Below are 20,363 nucleotides of genomic sequence, written 5' to 3'. Positions count from 1 at the left end.
TATGCAATGCTTTTTTGTGCACATAACTACGCCGTGCGTGAGGGGCGCAGAAAAAAACCGGAATTTTTTACGCTGACTTGCCGGAAGAGTGAACGCACCCTAGTCTAGCTGTAGCGATCACGTTGGATGATGATCTGGCAGTGCTAATGCAAGGGACCTCATGAATCAAACGCGGACTCTCGGAACGCCACGGTTGTTGGGCATCGTATGGCCTTTTATTGCCGTCGTATTATTTCAAGCGTTGCTGGGAGGCGTGAGTCTGTACGTTCTTTCCGCTGTGCGGGGATACGTGGCGGGTGAAAGCCTGTGGTCCAAGGGCCAGAAGGACGCCATCTATTACCTCAACCTCTACGCCGACAGTCGCGACGAGACGATTTTTCTCAAGTACCAGAACGCAATTGCCGTACCCCAAGGCGGCCATGAGTTGCGTGTTGCGCTGGATGCCAGACCACCGAAGCTGGAAGAGGCGAGAAGGGCCATCCTGAAAGGTGGAAATCACCCCGACGACGTTTCAAGCGTGATCTGGCTGTACCTCAATTTCCGCCATTTCAGTTACCTGGAGAAGGCTATCGACCTGTGGACCGTCGGCGATTCCTACCTGGTGCAACTCGATAATGTCGCCCGGGAAATGCACCAGTACATTAAGGAAAATCGAGCGACCAGCGACGACGTTACTCGCTGGAAAGAGCGGATCTTTGCCATCAACGATGGCGTGACACCGGCGGCCAGAGCGTTCAGTGATGCATTGGGTGAGGGATCGAGGGTCATCCTGCGGCTATTGTTGGTCATTAACCTGGCGACCGCGCTCGGCCTTATAGCACTGGCGTTGATGCGTACCCATAAACTTCTCAAGCAGCGCCACGCGTTCGCCGATGCGCTTCAGCTGGAGAAGGAGCGGGCGCAAATCACCCTGCAATCGATTGGCGATGGGGTGATCACCACTAACGTCGACGGCGAAATTGCCTTTATGAACCCGGCTGCCGAGGCTTTGACCCACTGGAAGGCTGAGCAGGCAGCGGGTGTGCCGTTGGCAGCCCTGTTCAATTTGCTGGACGAAAATGCCCAGACTGACGGTTTTACCCTCATCGAGCATATTTTAAGTGGCCAGTTGGGTGGTGGAAGCGAGCATTCCAAGCTGATCCAGCGCCTGGATGGCAGCACCGTTTCAGTGACCCTGGTCGGGGCGCCGATTCGTAACGCCGGCAAGGTCAGTGGCGCGGTCCTGGTGTTGCACGACATGACTCAGGAGCGGCAGTACATTGCCAACCTGTCATGGCAGGCGACCCACGATGCCTTGACCGGCCTGGCCAACCGCCGTGAATTCGAGTTCCGCCTGGATCAGGCTTTGCACAATCTGACGCGGCAGTCGGGTCGTCATGCGCTGATGTTTCTCGATCTGGACCAGTTCAAGCTGGTCAATGACACGTGCGGTCATGCGGCGGGTGACGAACTGTTGCGCCACATCTGCGCCTTGTTGCAATCAGGTTTGCGTGAAGGCGACACCTTGGCCAGGCTCGGCGGTGACGAATTTGGCATCCTCCTGGAAAACTGCTCGCCCGATGCGGCGGAAAAGATTGCCGACAGTCTGCGCCAGACCGTGCAGAACCTGCACTTTGTCTGGAAGGGCCGGCCGTTTGTCACCACTGTGAGCATCGGCCTGGTGCATATCGCGCAAAACCCGACCTCCCTCGAAGTCTCCCTGCGCGCCGCTGATATGGCCTGCTACATGGCCAAGGAAAAGGGCCGTAACCGGGTTCAGGTCTATCACGCCGACGATTCGGAACTGTCCCTGCGCTTTGGAGAGATGGCCTGGGTTCAGCGTCTGCACATGGCACTCGAAGATAACCGTTTTTGTTTATATGCCCAGCAAATCGCGCCGCTGGGGCATATCGAACAGGGTGGCGGACATATTGAAATCCTGTTGCGTCTGCACGATGAAGCAGGTCGCATGATTCTTCCGGACAGTTTCATTCCGGCAGCAGAACGATACGGTCTTATGACTTCGTTAGATCGCTGGGTAGTGGAGAACGTTTTTAAGATCATTGCTCAGTGCATATCGGAGAAACACAAAGGTCCGTTGGCGATGTGTGCGATTAATCTGTCAGGCATTACTATAGGAGATGACGCATTTCTGGACTTCCTGCGTCAACAGTTTGTTGTTTACGACATACCACCTGAAATGATTTGTTTTGAAATTACTGAAACCAGTGCGATATAAAATTTAGGCAGTGCAATCAGATTTATTAATGAACTCAAAGGCTTAGGTTGTCATTTTTCATTAGATGACTTTTGTGCCGGTATGTCCTCGTTCGCCTACTTGAAACATTTACCTGTAGACTTCCTGAAGATCGACGGGAGTTTCGTTAAGGATATGCTGGACGACCCGATTAACCTCGCCATGGTCGAAGTGATTAATCACATTGGTCATGTAATGGGTAAGCGTACGATTGCCGAGTTTGTAGAAACACCCCAGATCGAGCAGGCACTGCTGGAGATTGGGGTCGATTACGCTCAAGGGTATGTCATAGAACGCCCGCATCTGTTTACTTGCGAAAGTTTACAAAGTCGTCCTGCGAGGCCTCAGCCTTTGTTGTTCAAGGCGCCAGGCACGTTCCGCTGAAACTCTTGCTGATCCTTAATCACAATCAAAAGGAGCTCGACAGTGATCGACACATTTATTCGAACCGGCCCACTCATGGAAGCTGCAAGTTATCCTGACTGGGCCCAACGCCTGATCCATGATTGCAGCGAGAGCAAACGCAGGGTCGTCGAACATGAGCTGTATCAACGGCTGCGCGATAACAAGCTCAGTGCAAAGACCATGCGCCATTACCTTATTGGTGGCTGGCCGGTGGTTGAACAGTTTGCGTTGTATATGGCGCAGAACTTGACCAAGACCCGTTTCGCCCGTCATCCCGGAGAAGACATGGCGCGTCGCTGGTTGATGCGCAACATTCGCGTTGAACTCAATCACGCCGACTATTGGGTGCACTGGAGTCGGGCTCATGGTGTCAGCCTGGAAGATCTGCAAGCGCAGCCTGTTGCGCCAGAACTTCACGCCCTCAGCCATTGGTGCTGGCACACCAGTTCGTCGGACTCGCTGATCGTCGCCATTGCCGCGACCAACTACGCCATTGAGGGCGCAACGGGGGAGTGGTCCGCGGTGGTTTGCTCCAATGGCATCTACGCAGCATCGTTCCCCGAGGAGGATCGCAAGCGGGCAATGAAGTGGCTGAAGATGCACGCGCAATATGATGATGCGCATCCCTGGGAAGCGCTGGAAATCATCTGCACATTAGCGGGGATGAATCCGAGCAAAGCGTTGCAGGTAGAGTTGCGTCAGGCCGTTTGTAAAAGTTACGACTACATGTACCTCTTCCTGGAGCGTTGCATGCAGTTGGAACACGCTGAAAAGGCTCAAGTCCCGCGTGAGCGCATGGCTTTCGCTGAAAGCTGAGTCGTTATTACGCAGCAATGAAAAAGCCCGCACCTCCTGTTCAGGGAGGGCGGGCTTTTTTGGTTCCGGCAGCGAATTCAGGCGCTGATCTTGAGGCCAACGAGGCCGGCAATGATCAGTGCGACACTGGCGAGTCTGAATAGCGCCATGGACTCACCAAACAGAATGATCCCGGCGATGACGGTTCCGACCGCACCCACGCCTGTCCAGATGGCGTAGGCGGTGCCCAGCGGCAATTCCTTCATGGCCAGGCCCAGCAGGCCCAGGCTGATGGCCATCGCGGTAATGGTGAGAGCGGTGGGGAGAGGGCGACTGAAGCCATCGGTGTATTTCAGGCCAACAGCCCAGCCGACTTCGAACAGACCGGCGAAAAACAGAATGATCCAGGACATTGAAGACCTCCATCGATTGACGGGGTCGTCCCCAGATTAATGACTCGATCGAGCCGCGAGGTCGTCCTCGCGTTGCGCCATAGAGTGCCCATCATTAACCCGGGGATCAAGTTTTCAGATCAGTCGATTGCCTGCTGAGTGGCTGTTTCCCGGTCTTCTTTTTCACTCATTCGGCGGAACCAGGTCGAGAGCAGTGCCCCGGAGATGTTGTGCCACACGCTGAACAAGGCGCTCGGCACCGCCGCCAGAGGCGAGAAGTGCGCACTGGCCAGCGCCGCACCCAGACCTGAGTTTTGCATACCCACTTCCAGTGCCAGCGATTTACGCTGGGCCAATGGCAGCTTGAACAGGCGGCCAGTGAAATAGCCCAGCAGATAGCCAAAGCTGTTGTGCAACATGACGACGGCCATGATCAACAGGCCCGATTCGGCGATTTTTGCCTGACTGGCCGCCACCACTGCCGTAACTATGATCACGATGCTCACCACGGAGATCAAAGGCAGCACTTCCACGGCGTGGCGCACCCGGTGACCGAGCACGCGTTGGGCCGCTACCCCAAGCACGATCGGTAACAGCACCACTTGCAGGATCGACCAGAACAGCTCCATGAAAGACACCGGCAACCAGGCCGAAGCCAACAGCCAGATCAGTGCGGGTGTCAGCAGCGGAGCGAGAAGGGTGGTGACAGCCGCGATGGCGACTGACAGCGCCAGGTCGCCACGCGCGAGCCAGGTCATCACGTTCGACGAGGTGCCGCTTGGGCAGCAACCGACCAGGATCACGCCGACGGCAATTTCCGGGGGTAAGTGGAACGCCTGGCAGAGCAACCACGCCACACCGGGCATGATCACGAAATGGGCGAGGACGCCCAACGCTACACGCCAGGGATGGCGTGCGACTTCCGCAAAATCTTCCAGCTTGAGCGTCAGCCCCATGCCGAACATCACCAGGCCCAGCAGTGGCACGATGGCGCCCTTGAGGCCGATGAACCACGCCGGTTGCAGGAACGCCACGACGGCGAAAATCAAAACCCAGTAGGCGAAGGTGTTGCCGACAAAGCGGCTCAATGCAGCCAGTGCACGCATGGCCTGATCCTTATTGTATGAAAGCGTTAGGGACCTAAGCATACGTTGACTACAAAAAGATCGCAGCCTTCGGTGGCTCCTGCGGGGAATGAATTCCACACTGCAGGGGCTGCCGAAGGCGGCGATCTCTTTATTGGCTGATTGGCGCCGCCCATCAGGGTCGGCGCCCGGCAGGGATTAGATGCCCTGCGGAGTCTCTTCCCCACCCAGCGCTTCCACCAGCGCTGGAAGGAAATCACCGAAGGTCAGCATCATCAGGGTGAAACTGGCGTCCAGTTGGCCGAGGGCTTCTTCGCCACCGTCCTGTTCCGCCTGATCCTGCAGCAGGTCTTCGAACTTCAGGCGCTTGACCACCATCTTGTCGTCAAGGACGAAAGACAGTTTGTCTTGCCATGCCAGCGACAGCTGAGTGACTACTTTACCGGTGCTCAGGTGGAGCTGGATTTCTTCGCTGGTCAGGTCCTGACGCTTGCAGCGCACGATGCCGCCATCTTCGTGGGTATCACGCAGCTCGCATTCGTCCAGGACGAAGAAATCGTCCGCAGCTTTCTGGGTGGTGACCCATTCGGTCATGGTCGCGGTCGGCGACATTTTAACGGTCAGCGGACGCACTGGCAGTGTGCCGATCACTTCACGCAGGGTGGACAGCAGGTCTTCGGCGCGTTTCGGGCTGGCCGAATTCACCAGGATCAGACCCTGTTTCGGTGCGATGGCCGCGAAGGTCGACGAGCGACGGATAAAGGCGCGCGGCAGGAAGGCCTGGATGATTTCATCCTTGATCTGATCGCGTTCCTTCTTATAGACCTTGCGCATTTGCTCGGCTTCGATCTCTTCGACTTTTTCCTTCACCGCGTCACGAACGACGCTGCCCGGAAGAATGCGTTCTTCCTTGCGAGCCGAGATCAGCAGGAAGTCTCCACTGACGTGAACCAGAGGGGCATCTTCGCCCTTGCCGAACGGCGCGACGAAACCGTAGGTGGTCAACTCCTGGCTTGCACATGGACGCGCCTGTTTAGTGGCCAGTGCAGTTTCCAACGCCTCGGCATCAAAAGGCAGATCTTGGGTCAGGCGATAGATAAGCAGGTTTTTGAACCACATGGTGTGAGTCTCTCCTTTATACAAAGGGGGGCATTATTCTCTTCGCGGCGCCATAGGCCAACCCTTCCCTAAGCCTTTGGAAGGCCTGCAAAAATTATTTAAAAAAGTGCTTGCCAGAGGTTGGGTCGCTCCGTAGAATGCGCGCCACACCGAACGTGAAGGGTGATTAGCTCAGCTGGGAGAGCGTCTGCCTTACAAGCAGAATGTCGGCGGTTCGATCCCGTCATCACCCACCATTCGCATTCAGTGTTACGCGCAGCGGTAGTTCAGTCGGTTAGAATACCGGCCTGTCACGCCGGGGGTCGCGGGTTCGAGTCCCGTCCGCTGCGCCATATTCGGTAACCTGGAACGCTGAACGCCAGGTCACCACGGAAAAGCCCGCTTACGCGGGTTTTTTTCTGTCCGTAGTTCCTGCAGGGTGTGTGAAGTTTCAGGTTTTCAGATTTTATTTGAAAAATATTTCAATTAAATCAACACGTTATGAAAATCTGTGGCATAATGCGCCCCGCAACGAAGGTGAAGGGTGATTAGCTCAGCTGGGAGAGCGTCTGCCTTACAAGCAGAATGTCGGCGGTTCGATCCCGTCATCACCCACCATTACTTTCACTGTTACGCGCAGCGGTAGTTCAGTCGGTTAGAATACCGGCCTGTCACGCCGGGGGTCGCGGGTTCGAGTCCCGTCCGCTGCGCCATATTCGGTAACCTGGAACGCTGAACGCCAGGTCACCACGGAAAAGCCCGCTTAAAGCGGGCTTTTTTTCGTCCGGAATTTGGCATTTCAACCGCCAACTTTAATACCTCAGCGTGTGTGATCCGCTTCTATCGGAAGCAGATGACAGAAGCTTCATCCTCAGAATCCCGAAATGCGTTAAAACACCTGAACTTATCAGATGTTTCCTGCTCTCATGCCGGTAGCCATTGGTCGTGGCCGCCTGATAAGCTCGCGGCTTTACTCGATTGCCCTTTAGGCGCATGAACAAGGAAATAGCATGAAACAGCATCGGTTGGCGGCGGCGGTGGCCCTGGTTAGCCTGGTACTTGCGGGTTGTGACTCGCAAACCAGCGTAGAGCTGAAAACCCCGGCGCAAAAAGCTTCCTACGGGATTGGCCTGAACATGGGCAAAAGCCTGGCTCAGGAAGGCATGGATGATCTGGATTCCAAAGCCGTAGCTCAAGGCATCGAAGATGCCGTCGGCAAGAAAGAGCAAAAGCTGAAGGATGACGAACTGGTCGAAGCTTTTGCCGCACTGCAAAAGCGTGCTGAAGAGCGCATGGCCAAGATGAGCGAAGAGTCGGCAGCCGCTGGCAAGAAATTCCTCGAAGACAACGCCAAGAAAGCCGGCGTAACCACCACCGCTTCGGGTCTGCAGTACGAAGTGGTCAAGAAGGCCGATGGCGCACAGCCTAAGCCGACCGACGTAGTGACCGTTCACTACACTGGTACCCTGACTAACGGCACCGTTTTCGACAGCTCCGTCGAGCGTGGCAGCCCGATCGATCTGCCGGTTAGCGGTGTGATTCCAGGCTGGGTTGAAGGTCTGCAGCTGATGCATGTTGGCGAGAAGTACAAACTGTACATCCCTAGCGAACTGGCATACGGCGCGCAAAGCCCAAGCCCGGCGATTCCAGCCAATTCGGTGCTGGTATTCGACCTGGAACTGCTGGCGATCAAGGATCCAGCCAAGCAAGAAGACGCTGCCAAGTAATTTGCGTCTGCCTTGAAACAACGCCTCGCTCATGCGGGGCGTTGTTGCATCTGGCATTTGGCAAGGGTAAACAAAGCGAACGGATGCTGTAGGCTGAAGTCATAGGCTGTAAGGGCGTACGCGCTAGCCGCGCGAACTCGCCAAGTCAATGAAATATTGGGTTTTTTTATGTGAGTAAAAAACGCCCGATCTGAGTTCAGCCCTTATAAAACGGGGCTCTCAGCCGTGAAATGCAGCTCTGTTCACAAGGTTATCCACAATTTGTGTGGATAACATTTCAGCGGGAGGAATGATGAAAGCACCCTGGAATTTTGCTCGTTTCCTGCCACTGGCCGGGCGTTTGCTCGCACGAGGGCGTTTGCCGACCTTGTTGTTCGCTGTCGCCAGTAAAGGCGCGAGCCAAGGCAACCGGCTCGGCAAGCTCAAAGACGATCTCCGCCTGTTGCAGGCACTCTGTCTGGCCTACTGGCGCGGGGAGTACCGTGCCATCAGCCCGAAAGCATTGATTTCGGTGGTGGCGGGGTTGATGTATTTCCTCAGTCCGGTGGATGCGATTCCCGATTTCATACCGGTTTTCGGCATGCTCGATGACATTGCTGTGCTGGCCTGGTTAATGAAAGTCCTCGATGACGAGCTCAATGCCTTCCGCGCGTGGCGCAAGCGTCAATTGCCAGAGAAACTTGCTGTAGTCGAGCGGCTTCCGGATAACCCTGAACAACTTCAACTGCAAGGTCCGAAGAAAACCTGAGCCGATTCAAGTTCATCCTTATATTCAAACCCCCCGCGACCTTAGCCGCTGTTAGGATTACACTTCTAGGGAAAAGTGCCGACTCGCTAAGTGTCGTTGTCCTACGGGGAAGTCATGGATATTCAGATAATCACACGCGAAGGCGAGCCCGAGTATGCGGTTGTACCATGGGCTCAGTATCAGGCTTTATTGAAAGCAGCAGGCATTGATCAACAACCAAAGCGAGTCGCTCCGGAGCGTCCCGCGACAACGCCAGACCAGATTCTTCCCGGTCTGGATCAACTACGCAGTTTGCGCGAAGGAAAGGGCATCGCTATTGAGGCGCTGGCCCGCACGGTAGGCATCAGTCCGTCTTATCTGGCCTTGATCGAAAGTGGCGAGCGTCTACCCGACGCGGCGATTCGCCGAAGCCTGGCCTGGGAATTGACGGTGCCAGGTTGGAGGGATGAATCGTGAGCGTACGCATCAGTCGTCAACATTGGGACGGATTGTTGGGTGAACTGGATCAGGCACGCCGACAGCGACATCTGCTGACTTACCGCGCGTTGCTGGAGCGATTGCAGCTACCCACGCCGGCCATGCAAACCCTGACGGCTGCTCTCGAGCATCTGGCCGCGCTGGACGCCAAGGCCGAACAGCCTTTGCGCAGTTCGCTGGTAATCAGCCAGGGCGCCAGCCGCCTGCCCCGTACCGGTTTTTTCGAATGTGTGGAACGACTGGGACGTTTTTCCGGACCGTCCGATGGTGTCGCCGCTGCGTCTTGGCACGCGTCGGAAGTGGTTCGTGTGTTCGAATACGAATACCCCGAATCGGCGGAAGCCTGAGTGTTCTTAAAACTCAAGGCGCGGGCCGGATATTGGCTGGCCCGTCGGTTGTTTCACTGGTCATGGTTTGTTCGCCAACCTCGAGGCTGGAGCTGGCTTGAAGGCCAGTTTGCGCGCATGGCCAATCTCGGCGACGTTGGCGCTCAGAGCTTCTATGGCCACATTCTGACGTTCCGTGGTGTGGGCCTTGGGGCTCGTGAAGAAGGTGTGAGATTGTTGCGCCTGGCAGCGTTGGCGGGCGATGGCAAGGCGGCGTATCAGGTGGGTGTGATCAGTCTGGCCGGAACGCTGGGCAAGGCGCCAGATCCAGTCGAGGCGGCACGATGGTGGAACCTGGCGGCAAAGGCGGGGCATCCGTTGGCAGAGATGAAGCTAAAAGAGCTGGCGTCCCGCGACTCCGGGGTTCCACCCTCGATCTGAGCTGAACTCATCGCTGGCCTACGCGCGCATCCTCAACCGGCACCGCCAGGCTATCAATCACATGCAAGCTATACCCCGGCACATTTTTCGCGTGATGCTTGGCTTGCGATGCCATCTCGGCCAACTGGCTGGCATCGAGTTGCTCGCAAGCCTCTGGGTACAAATGCACCACGCCAATCGACAGTGACAGCAATGCGAACTCCTGGCGTAAACCCTGACGGTTCGGGCCGATGAAACAACCGGCTTCCAGGTGCTCGCTACGGTAAAAGCGCCGGCACTGACTCTGGAAATCGTCCAGCAACTGGTTCAAACGCTTGCGCCAGTCCTCCGGCCCGAGCACCAGCAGGAAGTCGTCACCGCCGATATGCCCGACAAAGTCGCGGGATGGGTCGACGCGATCATTCAGACATTGCGCCAGGCACAGCAGTACTTCGTCGCCACGCCCGTAGCCGTAAATGTCGTTGAACGGTTTGAAGCTGTCGATATCGACGTAGCAGATCACCGATTCCCGTTTCTGTTGCAGCAGGCGCGTCAGGCATTGCTGGATCGGCACGTTCCCCGGTAACAGTGTAAGAGGATTGGCGTAGCGGGCCTGCTGGATCTTCAGTTCGGTAATCAGCTTGAGCACATCGATCACCCGTCCCAGTCCCAGGTATTCGCCGTTGAGGGTGATGATGAAGTCCTCCTCGATTCGCTGCCGCGCACGGCTGGTGATGAGGCGACTGACCTGCTGCAAGGATTGGCTCATCTCGACCGCGAGAAAATCGTCACTCATCAAGCGGCTGATCGGCTTGCGGGCAAAAAGATCGGTGGCGAATGGCTTGAGGAGCACGTCCGACAGCGAATGCCGATGGACGATGCCGCAAGGCTGGCCTCGCTCGTCCAGCACCGCCAGGGAGTTCAGGTTGGCCTGGCGACGAAACGCTTCCAGTACGGTAGCGGTCGGCGTTTCCCGGGGCACGGCCGCCTGATCATTGAGCAGGGCGCTCAGGTCACTGCCTTCTTCACTCAGCACCAATGCATTGCTGTCGTGCCTGGGCATCAGATTTCGGGCTTCCCGTGGGGGATGTTCTTGAGGACGGCAGAGCAAATACCCCTGCACCAGATCAACGCCCATTTCGGTGAGCACCGCCAGCTCTTCCGGTAGCTCAATCCCTTCGGCAATGACCTGGGCACGTGAGGCCTTGGCGATTTGCAGGATCGAACCGACGAACTCACGTTTGAGCGCATCCTGATGGATACCATCGATGAAATGTCGGTCGATCTTCACGTAATCCGGTCGCAATTCCGACCAGAGCCGCAAGCTCGAATAACCCGCTCCCAAATCGTCCAGCGCAATGGAAAACCCCATTGCACGGTAGTGATGGAGCGCGGTTTGCAGAAGCTGAAAATCATCGGTCGGGGTTTGTTCGGTGAGTTCAATCACTACCTGGCTGGGGGCAATCCCGAAATCCTCCAGCAGCTGTAACGTCCGTCCGGGCTGGTGGGCGGCTTCGAGCAAGGATTCCGGCGAGACGTTCAGGAATAGTTTGCCGGGCAGTTGCTGTTCGTTGAAACGACGGCAAGCACTTTTGCGGCAGGCCATTTCCAGTTCACTCAGGCGAGCGGCCTGGCGGGCAACGGCGAACAGTGCGATCGGGGAGTGCAGCGGACTGTTAGAGGGGCCACGGCTGAGGGCTTCGTAGCCGATGATGCGTCGTTCCGAGAGCGAGATGATCGGCTGGAACAGGCTGTGTAACCCGCCTTGAGTCAGTATTGAGCTCAGTGCGGTCAGCTGTTCTGTCGTGGTCATGGCAATCTCTGGCGATAAAAAAAGGACCGGGCGGGCTCTTGGTATAGAGCCCGCCCGGTCCTTTATTTCACGACAGAATGATGACTGTTTGATGACGCTCCGTAGAGCGTCGCCGTTAAATTGCCATCATCTTAGTGCTTGGCCACCGCCGTGTTGAGCTTCAGGTAGTCCAAAAGAATACGACCGGTCTCGCTCAGGTAAGCGTCGTCTTCCGGTTTGGTCTTGTCCGGCTCAGCCGCAATGGCGTCTTCGTCTTCTTTCTTCAGCTCTTTGAGCGGTTCTTCGCCTTTGGCCTTGCGACGGATATTTTCCATCACCAGCTGTTTGGCTTCGATGTCCGCATGTTGCGCACGACGCTCGGCTTCGTTCAGGCTGACGGTTTTTTCTTCCATCAGCTTCTGGGCCAGAGCCAGCTTGTCGCGGATGAAGACAAATTCAGCATCCTTGGCCGTACGCACGTCATGCTCGGACTTGAGCTGCGTAATGTAAGGTTTGAAGGGGTCAACCGCAGGCTTGATGGCGGCCTTGATGGTGTCCCATGGCATGGCTTCAGGCAGCGCGCTTTCGCCGATTTCCTTGGTGTCGATGATCGACGGGTAATCGATGTCCGGCAGTACGCCCTGATGCTGGGTGCTCTGGCCGGAAACCCGATAGAACTTGGCCAGGGTCAATTTCAACTCGCCGTGATTCAGAGGCTGAATGGTCTGTACCGTGCCTTTGCCGAACGTCTGGCCGCCAATGATCAGCGCGCGATGGTAGTCCTGCATGGCGCCGGCAAAAATCTCCGAAGCCGAAGCAGACAAACGGTTGACCAACAGCGCCATCGGGCCTTTGTAGAACGCGCCCGGGTTTTCATCTTCCAGCACATCGACCCGGCCATCGGCGTTACGCACGAGAACGGTCGGACCTTTGTCGATAAACAGACTCGTCAGCTCGGTGGCTTCCTGCAGGGAACCGCCGCCGTTGTTGCGCAAGTCGATGACCACGCCGTCGACCTTCTCTTTCTGCAACTCGGTCAGCAGCTTCTTGACGTCGCGAGTGGTGCTCTTGTAGTCAGGATCGCCGGCACGGAAGGCCTTGAAGTCCAGATAGAAGGCCGGGATCTCGATGACGCCGAGCTTGTAGTCCTTGCCATCCTGCTTGAGGTTGAGGACCGACTTCTTGACCGCCTGGTCTTCAAGCTTCACCGCTTCGCGAGTAATCGGGACAATCTTGCTGGTCTGGTCGTTTGGCGCATTGCTGGCCGGGATCACTTCCAGGCGCACGATAGTGCCCTTCGGACCGCGGATCAGCTTGACCACTTCATCCAGACGCCAGCCAACCACGTCAACTATCTCTTTGTTGCCTTGGGCAACGCCGATGATCTTGTCGGCCGGCGCGACCATTTTGGTTTTGTCGGCAGGGCCTGCTGGCACCAGACGCACGACTTTCACCTGGTCGTTGTCGCTCTGCAACACGGCGCCGATGCCCTCAAGGGACAGACTCATGTTGATATCGAAGTTCTCCGCATTATCTGGCGACAGATAGTTGGTGTGCGGGTCGTAGGACATGGCGAAGGTATTGATGTACGCCTGGAAGATGTCTTCCGCGCGGGTCTGGTCAAGTCGCGCCAGTTGATTCTTGTAGCGCTTGGTCAGGGTCTCCTGAATCTGCTTGGAGTCCTTGCCCGCGATCTTCTGCCGCAATACTTCGTCCTTGACGCGTTTGCGCCACAGGTCGTCGAGCTCTGCGGTGGATTTGAGCCAAGGCGCATCCTTGCGATCGATCAGCAAGGTTTCCTTGGTATTGAAGTCGATCTTGTCGACGCCCTTGTTCAACTCGGCAAGGGCGAAGTCCAGACGCGATTTGACGCGGTCCAGGTAGCGCTTGTAGATGGTGAACCCGGCGTTGAGGTCGCCGCTTTTCAGGAAGTCGTCGAATTGTGTTTTCCACTTGTCGAATTCGGCGATGTCGCTGGCCATGAAGTAGCTGCGCGACGGATCCAGCAGCTTGAGGTAGCTGTCGTAGATAATCACCGAGCGCGCGTCATCGAGCGGCGGCTTGCTGTAGTGATGGCGCTTGAGCAATTCGACAACGTTCAGGCTCGCGATCACTTCGTCACGATCTGGCTGAAGCTTGTCCCAGCTGTTGGCTGCGAATGTATTGCTCGACATCGGCATCAAGCCGATCCCGATAAATAGGGCTAGGGCGGTGCTGGGGAACAGATGCTTCATGCTGATTCGACGCGGGGACAATTGATCACGCATATTAGGCCGTCTTTGAAGTCGCCGGTTCCACAAAGGGCCGGTCACATAATGCAAGAAAGCCCGACGCTACAGCTACGGGCTCAGTCCAGACTCACTATGGAGGCACTGTGAAAGCATTGCAAGGCGTTGAAGGTCAAGTGGAGTGGGCGCATGAGCCGAGTCCTACGTGTGATGTAGGACAAGTTCGCATCCGAGTGGCGGCAGCGGGCCTCAATCGCGCCGATTTGTTGCAGAGGGCGGGTCTGTATCCGCCACCACCGGGAGCCAGTCAGGTGCTGGGTCTGGAGTGTTCCGGAGTGATCAGCGAGGTGGGCCCGGGCTCGTCCTGGCAGGTGGGAGATCGCGTTTGCGCCTTGCTGGCCGGGGGTGGCATGGCAGAGGAGGTGGTAGTCGACGGACGGCATGTGCTGCCGGTTCCTGAAGGTCTGTCCCTGGTCGAAGCCGCAGCGTTGCCCGAAGTCTATGCGACCGTTTGGCTGAATTTGTTTCAGCTGGCCGGGCTAAAACCCGGTGAGAAAGTTCTGCTGCATGCCGGCGCAAGTGGAATCGGTTCAGCCGCTATTCAGCTTTGCAAGGCGTTTGGTAATCCGTGTTGGGTCAGCGTCGGTTCTGCAGAGCGTTTGGCTTACTGCGAAGCGCTGGGTGCGCAGGGCGGCGTCGTACGCACGGGGGAACTGGACAGCTTGAATGACCTGGGGCCGTTCGACGTGATTCTTGATCCGGTCGGGGGCAACTATGCCGCGCTGAACCTCAAGCTGCTGGCCCGGGATGGTCGTTGGGTGCTGATCGGCTTGATGGGTGGCCGCGAGGCGAAGCTTGATCTGGCGCAGGTGCTGGCCAAGCGCGTGCAATTACTGGGTTCGACCTTGCGTGTCCGGAACGATCAGTTCAAGGCTGATCTGTTCAGTGATCTCAGCCAGCATGTCTGGCCGCTATTCGCCGAAGGTCGGTTGAGCCCGCAGCTGGCGAAGACGTTCAAGATCAGGGATGCCGAAGCGGCGTTTGCCGAATTGGCGACCAATAAGGTGGCGGGGAAGCTGGTGTTGGTCATCGACGAAAGTCTGGCGTGAAGCCTGGTCCGGCGCAATCCTTGTGGGAGCGTGGCTTGCCCGCGATTCAGGCGGCGCGGTGTGTCAGGCAAACCGCGTTATCGTTCATCGCGGGCAGGCCACGCTCCCACAGGGGATCTCGGTTACTTCCAGTTATGGATTGGCCAGCCAGCCTTCTCGGCATGTTCGAGCAGTACCGGGTCCGGATTCACAACGTGTGGGAAATCTACCTTCAGCAGCAACGGCAAATCGTTGCGTGAGTCCGAATAGAAACTCGCGCCTTCGAGATTTTCCTCCTCTGCATCCAGCCATTCCAGCAAGCGCGTGATTTTGCCTTCGCGGTAGGTCAGGGTGCCGACGGTTTGGCCGCTGTACACCCCGTGTACCACTTCCAGCTCGATGCCAAGTATCTCGTCGATGCCCAGGCGATCGGCAATCGGTCTGACCAGGTGCGTGCCCGAGGCCGAGATCACCAGAATCCGGTCGCCAGCCTTGCGATGGGCGGCGATGGTTTTGGTGGCGTCACTGAAGATGATCGGCTCGATAAAGTCTTCCACCCACGGCCCGACCAAATGATCGATCTCTTCAGGTGTACGCCCGATCATGGGTTCCAGGCTGAAGGTCATGTAGTCCTCCATCCGTAATTTTCCGTGACTGTAGGCGTCCATCAGTTCGTTGTTCTGACGCATGAACGACTCGGGATCGACCCATCCCAGGCGGCCCATTTGCTCGCTCCAGAGGGTGGCGCAGTCGCCATGGATCAGGGTTTCGTCCAGATCAAAAATTGCCAGGGCCATCAGTGCAGTTCTCTCTTCAACGTCAGCAAAGGCATCAGGCTACCTCACACAGGGCCGTCGGATCGATGGAAAGCGCCAGGCGCTGACCGTCGGGATGCAGATCGGCCGCCGAGCGGTTCAGCACATCGACCACCAGTTCCACGCCCCGGGTTTCAACCCGGTAGCGAATCACGTTACCCAACAGGCTATGGCTTCGAACCTGCGCATCGAGCTCGCCGTTGAGGCTCAGCTCGATGGCTTCCGGGCGAATCGCGATGCGTCCGGTCACCGGCCGTTGCAGCAGCTTCGAAGCATTGTCGGCATCCAGCAGGTTGTAGTTGCCGATGAAGCCGGCGGCGAAGGCATCGACCGGGGCGGTATACAGCGTTTCGGCGTCGCCGCTTTGTACGATTTTTCCCTGATTCATCAGGAAAATGCGGTCAGACATCGTCAGTGCTTCTTCCTGATCGTGTGTGACAAAAATGGTGGTCAAGCCGAGCTCACGCTGAATCTGACGGATCTGTTCGCGCAGGTGTTTGCGGATCCGCGCATCCAGGGCTGATAACGGTTCATCCAGCAACAACAGGCGTGGCCGTGTAACGAGGGACCGGGCGAGGGCGACACGCTGGCACTGTCCGCCGGACAGCTGATGCGGATAGCGCGCGGCGAAGTCGTTGAGCTCCACCAGCTTGAGCACTTCGGCCACCCGCTTGTGGCTGTCATCGGAATTGACTTTCTGCATGCGCAAACCGAACGCCACGTTTTGCTCGACAGTCATGTTCGGAAACAGCGCATAACTCTGGAATACCATGCCGATCCCGCGCTTTTGCGGGCTCAACGGCACAAGATCCTGACCATCGAGGAAAATCTTTCCGCCATCGACCGAGGTCAGTCCCGCAATGCAGCGCAGCAACGTGGACTTGCCGCAGCCGGAAGGGCCGAGGAGGGTGACGAATTCACCTTTGTGGATCTCGCAGTTGATGTCGCTGAACACCGGGGTGCCGGCTTGTTTTAATGATGGGTAGCTTTTCTGAAGATGTTGGACGCTCACATAGCTCATTCGCTTTTGTCCCTGTTCAAAATGTTGGCCGCCCAGGTCAGAACCAGCACGAAGAAAAAGTAGGAAATTACCAGCGCACTGGTGAAGTGGCCGCTGCTGTTACGCATGTTGTTCAGGTAAACCTGCAGGGTTTCATAGCGGGTGCCGACGAGGATGTTGGCAAACACGAACTCACCGAACAGGAATGAGAACGACAGCAGCAGCGCTACCATCAGCCCTTTACGCAAATTCGGCAGCACCACCAGAAAAGCGGCTTGCCATGTGCTGGCGCCCAGCAGTTGGGCCGCGTCCATCAAGTCGCGCAGATTGATCGCTTGCAGGTTGTTGGTGATCGCGCGGTACATGAAAGGCAATGCCACGGTGAAGTAACAGCCAATCAGAATCCACGGCGTACCGACCATGGCGAACGGTCCGGAACCGTAGAGCTGCAACAGTCCTACCGAGGACACCACAGGCGGCACCGCAAAGGGCAGCAGGATCAGAATGTTCATCAGCGCGTCGAGCTTCGGGAAGTGGTAATGCACCACGAACAGCAGCGGCAGAATCAGTACCACCGACAGAATCAACGCCCCGACGCACACCAGCAGCGACTGCCCGAACGCATTCAGGAATCGTGGGTCGCTCCACAGTTGCACATACCATTTGAACGTGAAACCGCTGGGTAAAATCGTCGCCGACCAACTGCTGGCGATCGAGTAGATCAGCGTTCCGAGCAGCGGCAGCAGCAGAATGGCAAACAACAGGTACACCACGACGCGGTGATAGACACCGACGGGCCCCAATTCAGCGCGAGACATGGTAGCTCCTCTTCAACAGCAGCTGATGCACGATGGTCACCAGGGTCATCAACGCGACGAGCACGACGGCCAACGCACTGGCCATGTTCGGGTCGAGGGAAATGTCGCCGGAAACCATTGCCGCGATGCGGATCGGCAGCACGTTGAAGTTGCCGGTCGTCAGTGCATACACCGTGGCGTAGGCGCCGAGCGCGTTAGCCAACAGGATTACGAAGGTGCCGAGTAGCGCGGGGGTCAGCACCGGCAAACCGATGTTGCGCCAGAATTGCCAACCGTTGGCGCCGAGCAACGCGGCGGATTCTCGCCAGTCTTCGCGCAGGGCATCAAACGCCGGGTACAGCAGCAACACCCCCAGCGGAATCTGGAAGTAGGTGTAAAGGATGATCAGCCCGGTTTTCGAGTACAGGTTGAAATCCTGAATGATCCCTGCTTGTTTCAGCATGATGGTGAAGCTGCCGTTGAAACCGAGCAGGATGATGAAAGCAAAGGCCAGGGGCACGCCTGCAAAGTTGCTGGTCATGTTGGCAAAGGCATTCACGAAGTTGCGCAGTTTCGAATCGACCCGACGCAGGGAATAGGCCCCGAGCACCGCGATGATGATGCCGAATACGCTGGACCAGAAACTGATCTCGAGGCTGTACTGGATCGCTTGTAAGTAAAACTTCGAATTGAAGATTTTTGTGAAGTTGGCCAGGCCCCAACCGAACTCTTCCGACTGCAGGCTGTTGATCATCACCCAGAACAGCGGGGCGATCTGAAAGACGATAAAGAACAAGGCGAAAGGGATAAGGCACAACGCTGCCAACCATTTGCCGCGGGTCATGGCGTTCACTTGAACAGCTCCCGGCAAACAGGTTTGTCGTGGGTTACGCCGAGCAGTTCGCAAACAGTGCCGCAGATGTCCGTCTGTTTAGGCGTGGCGTCGGCATTCAAACTGAAGGCATCACCGAGGACGAACAGTGGCACTTCACGCTCTTGCGGCAGCAGGCCATTGTGGGATCGGTCGTTGTTCATGCCGTGGTCGGCGGTCACCAGCACCTGGTAATCGGCATCGAGCCAGCCTTGCAGGTAATCAGCCAGGATGATGTCGGCGGAGCGAGCGCTGTTTCGGTATTGCGGGGTGTCGAGGCCGTGTTTGTGCCCGGCGTCATCAATGTTCATGGGGTGCACCAGAAGGAAGTTTGGCGCATGACGCAGGCGCAGGTTTTCGGCGTCTGCGAACAGGTGCGAATCCGGATAATGATCGCTCCAGTAAAAGTGACCGTGCTGGATCGGCAGATCGGCGTCGTCAGTGTGACGGTCCCGTGCGGCCACGAAGGGCGAGCGGTTATAGAGCTCGCTGACCCAGTGATACGCCGCGGCGGCGGTTTTAAGACCCGCGTCGGTGGCGTAGTGATAGATGCTGCGCTGATTGGACAGGCGCGAAACGTTGTTGTGGACGATGCCACTGTCGATCGGGGTAACGCCGGTCAGGATGCATTCGTAAAGTGGTCGGGACAGGGCCGGCAATTCGCACTCCAGCTTGTAGAGCGCTGCGCGTCCCGCGCCGACATAGGCCTGCAGGTGCCCCATCGCATGGCGTGCGACTTCATAGTTGAGGCCGTCAAGCACGACAAGGATGACGTTGTGCTTCATAGGGGGCGAAGCTCCTGTGGTTTCGTCGAAAACCTGTAGCAGCAAGGCTTGCCCGCGATGGCATCACTTTGGTCATCAAACAGACCGTGTTGGCTGCATCGCGAGCAAGCTTTGCTCCTGCAGATGCAGGATTACTGCATATTGATAATGACTTCTTCCTGCCACTTCTGCGGCAAGCCTTTGGAGGTCTTCTCCCAGGCATCCGCGTCCTTGATTGGTGTCACGCCTTTGTACTGCTCGTTTGGCAGCAGCTGGGCTTTGACGTCGTCAGGCAGTTTCACGTGCTCGGCGCGGATCGGACGGGCGTTGCCGCGGGCCAGGTTGATCTGGCCCGCATCGCTGAAGATGTATTCGCGGGTCAGCTTGGCGGCGTTCGGATTCTTGGCGTACTTGTTGATGATGGTGGTGTAGCCGGAAATTACCGAGCCATCCGACGGAATCAACACGATGTAGTCATCCGGGTTGGCCATCTTGGCCTTGTAGCTCAAGCCGTTGAAATCCCAGACCACGCCCACTTCGACTTCACCCTTTTCCATGGTGGCAATCGTCGGGTTGGCCATCGACAAACGACCTTGCTTGGCGATGTCCGAGAACAGCAACAGGGCAGGCTGGATATTTTTTTCATCACCACCGTTGGCCAGTGCTGCGGCCAGAACACCGTTGGCAGCCTGGGCAGCGGTACTCACGTCACCGATGGATACTTTGTATTTGCCCGTCTTGAGGTCGGCCCACTTGGTCGGTGCCTCAGAACCATGCAGCAGCTTCTTGTTGACGATAAAAGCAATGGTGCCGGTGTAGGCCAATGCCCAGTTACCGTCCTTGTCCTTGGCCCAATCCGGAACCTGATCCCAGGTACTTGGCTTGTAGGGTTGCACTACACCTTGCTTCACGGCGATAGGGCCGAAGGCAGCACCGACGTCGCCGATATCCGCGCTGGCGTTGTCTTTTTCCGCAGCAAACTTGGCAATTTCCTGCGCCGAGCTCATGTCGGTGTCGATGTGTTTCAGTCCGTAGTTTTTGGCCAGGTCATCCCAAGTGCCTTTCCAGTTTGCCCAGTTGTCGGGCATGCCTACGCTATTGACCGCACCTTCCGCTTTCGCTGCGGCTTCCAGGGTTTTCAAATCATCAGCTGCCATGGCAGCGGTGCACATGGCAATGGTCGAGCCTAACAGTGATGCCAGGAAAAGCTTTTTCATCCGAAGCTCCTTTGGGCGTTTTCAACGCTGCGATTGCGGTTATGTTGGTCTAGGTCAGCAATACCTGAGCCAATCTAGGCGT

18 protein-coding genes, 4 tRNA genes and 1 pseudogene are annotated in these 20,363 nt (G+C 56.9%); 12 read left to right on the top strand and 11 right to left on the bottom strand.

All coding sequences use genetic code 11. The annotated features are described in order from the left end of the window. Window positions 1-160: 160 nt before the first annotated feature. Window positions 161-2,620: pseudogene (locus tag H7698_RS24025) on the top strand (EAL domain-containing protein). Between the two features lie 75 nt (window positions 2,621-2,695). After that, on the top strand, window positions 2,696-3,457 hold the full coding sequence (locus tag H7698_RS24020; RefSeq protein ID WP_208525847.1) for an iron-containing redox enzyme family protein: 762 nt from the start codon (window positions 2,696-2,698) through the stop codon (window positions 3,455-3,457). A 77-nt stretch (window positions 3,458-3,534) separates the two neighbouring features. Here the strand turns inward: H7698_RS24020 and sugE are convergent, their stop codons facing one another. From sugE to rdgC, 3 genes are all read right to left on the bottom strand, one after another. Next, entirely contained in the window at window positions 3,535-3,849 is a 315-nt protein-coding gene (gene sugE / locus H7698_RS24015; RefSeq protein ID WP_162436365.1) for a quaternary ammonium compound efflux SMR transporter SugE, read from the bottom strand. A 119-nt stretch (window positions 3,850-3,968) separates the two neighbouring features. Continuing rightward, window positions 3,969-4,934 (bottom strand): bile acid:sodium symporter family protein, encoded by a 966-nt coding sequence (locus tag H7698_RS24010; protein WP_194692977.1) that lies wholly within the window; start codon window positions 4,932-4,934, stop codon window positions 3,969-3,971. A 177-nt stretch (window positions 4,935-5,111) separates the two neighbouring features. Continuing rightward, window positions 5,112-6,032 carry a recombination-associated protein RdgC gene (gene rdgC / locus H7698_RS24005; RefSeq protein WP_045061665.1) on the bottom strand — a complete coding sequence of 307 codons (921 nt, stop codon included), beginning with the start codon at window positions 6,030-6,032 and terminating at the stop codon, window positions 5,112-5,114. Window positions 6,033-6,192: 160 nt separating this feature from the next. Here rdgC and H7698_RS24000 point away from each other — a divergent pair. The 9 genes from H7698_RS24000 (at window position 6,193) to H7698_RS23960 (ending at window position 9,730) form a co-directional block, all read left to right on the top strand. Then, a tRNA-Val gene (locus H7698_RS24000) sits at window positions 6,193-6,268 on the top strand. 19 nt (window positions 6,269-6,287) lie between these two features. Then, window positions 6,288-6,364, top strand: a tRNA-Asp gene (locus H7698_RS23995). A 189-nt stretch (window positions 6,365-6,553) separates the two neighbouring features. Continuing rightward, a tRNA-Val gene (locus tag H7698_RS23990) sits at window positions 6,554-6,629 on the top strand. A gap of 18 nt (window positions 6,630-6,647) precedes the next feature. After that, window positions 6,648-6,724: transfer RNA gene (locus tag H7698_RS23985), tRNA-Asp, on the top strand. A 297-nt stretch (window positions 6,725-7,021) separates the two neighbouring features. After that, a complete protein-coding gene (locus H7698_RS23980) occupies window positions 7,022-7,738 on the top strand; it encodes an FKBP-type peptidyl-prolyl cis-trans isomerase (protein WP_162436363.1) in 717 nt (238 codons plus the stop codon). 292 nt (window positions 7,739-8,030) lie between these two features. Next, window positions 8,031-8,486 (top strand): YkvA family protein, encoded by a 456-nt coding sequence (locus H7698_RS23975; protein WP_162436362.1) that lies wholly within the window; start codon window positions 8,031-8,033, stop codon window positions 8,484-8,486. Between the two features lie 114 nt (window positions 8,487-8,600). Then, a complete protein-coding gene (locus H7698_RS23970; protein WP_162436361.1) occupies window positions 8,601-8,942 on the top strand; it encodes a helix-turn-helix domain-containing protein in 342 nt (113 codons plus the stop codon). Beyond that, a complete protein-coding gene (locus tag H7698_RS23965) occupies window positions 8,939-9,310 on the top strand; it encodes a hypothetical protein (RefSeq protein WP_003223109.1) in 372 nt (123 codons plus the stop codon). Before H7698_RS23970 ends, H7698_RS23965 begins: the two co-directional genes overlap by 4 nt. Further along, a complete protein-coding gene (locus H7698_RS23960) occupies window positions 9,311-9,730 on the top strand; it encodes a tetratricopeptide repeat protein (RefSeq protein ID WP_162436360.1) in 420 nt (139 codons plus the stop codon). It begins immediately after the preceding gene. Window positions 9,731-9,737: 7 nt separating this feature from the next. Here the strand turns inward: H7698_RS23960 and H7698_RS23955 are convergent, their stop codons facing one another. After that, a complete protein-coding gene (locus tag H7698_RS23955; RefSeq protein ID WP_162436359.1) occupies window positions 9,738-11,522 on the bottom strand; it encodes a bifunctional diguanylate cyclase/phosphodiesterase in 1,785 nt (594 codons plus the stop codon). 131 nt (window positions 11,523-11,653) lie between these two features. Then, window positions 11,654-13,735 (bottom strand): carboxy terminal-processing peptidase, encoded by a 2,082-nt coding sequence (locus H7698_RS23950; RefSeq protein WP_178114274.1) that lies wholly within the window; start codon window positions 13,733-13,735, stop codon window positions 11,654-11,656. Between the two features lie 140 nt (window positions 13,736-13,875). Between H7698_RS23950 and H7698_RS23945 the strand changes: the two genes are divergently transcribed. After that, window positions 13,876-14,838, top strand: a complete 963-nt coding sequence (locus H7698_RS23945; RefSeq protein WP_194692976.1) for a zinc-binding dehydrogenase — start codon at window positions 13,876-13,878, stop codon at window positions 14,836-14,838. A gap of 122 nt (window positions 14,839-14,960) precedes the next feature. Here the strand turns inward: H7698_RS23945 and H7698_RS23940 are convergent, their stop codons facing one another. The 6 genes from H7698_RS23940 to H7698_RS23915 all read right to left on the bottom strand — a co-directional run bounded on the left by H7698_RS23940 (window position 14,961) and on the right by H7698_RS23915 (window position 20,281). After that, the gene (locus H7698_RS23940) at window positions 14,961-15,614 is read right to left on the bottom strand and encodes an HAD family hydrolase (protein ID WP_162436356.1); all 654 of its coding nucleotides are present in this window, start codon (window positions 15,612-15,614) and stop codon (window positions 14,961-14,963) included. Between the two features lie 34 nt (window positions 15,615-15,648). Beyond that, window positions 15,649-16,653: an ABC transporter ATP-binding protein gene (locus H7698_RS23935; RefSeq protein WP_162436355.1), complete on the bottom strand. Its 1,005-nt coding sequence runs from the start codon at window positions 16,651-16,653 to the stop codon at window positions 15,649-15,651. Then, window positions 16,650-17,450 carry an ABC transporter permease gene (locus tag H7698_RS23930; RefSeq protein WP_162436354.1) on the bottom strand — a complete coding sequence of 267 codons (801 nt, stop codon included), beginning with the start codon at window positions 17,448-17,450 and terminating at the stop codon, window positions 16,650-16,652. The genes H7698_RS23935 and H7698_RS23930 overlap by 4 nt, the downstream gene beginning before the upstream one ends. Next, window positions 17,437-18,273 (bottom strand): ABC transporter permease, encoded by an 837-nt coding sequence (locus tag H7698_RS23925; RefSeq protein ID WP_194693143.1) that lies wholly within the window; start codon window positions 18,271-18,273, stop codon window positions 17,437-17,439. The genes H7698_RS23930 and H7698_RS23925 overlap by 14 nt, the downstream gene beginning before the upstream one ends. Before the next feature lie 5 nt (window positions 18,274-18,278). Next, window positions 18,279-19,085 (bottom strand): alkaline phosphatase family protein, encoded by an 807-nt coding sequence (locus H7698_RS23920; protein WP_194692975.1) that lies wholly within the window; start codon window positions 19,083-19,085, stop codon window positions 18,279-18,281. Between the two features lie 131 nt (window positions 19,086-19,216). Beyond that, entirely contained in the window at window positions 19,217-20,281 is a 1,065-nt protein-coding gene (locus tag H7698_RS23915; RefSeq protein ID WP_194692974.1) for an ABC transporter substrate-binding protein, read from the bottom strand. Window positions 20,282-20,363 lie beyond the last annotated feature (82 nt).

The organism is Pseudomonas sp. p50(2008), assembly GCF_015351605.1.
Lineage (GTDB): Bacteria > Pseudomonadota > Gammaproteobacteria > Pseudomonadales > Pseudomonadaceae > Aquipseudomonas.
Note: the sequence above shows the minus strand (reverse complement) of the source record. Positions and strands in the feature narration are given on the sequence as shown.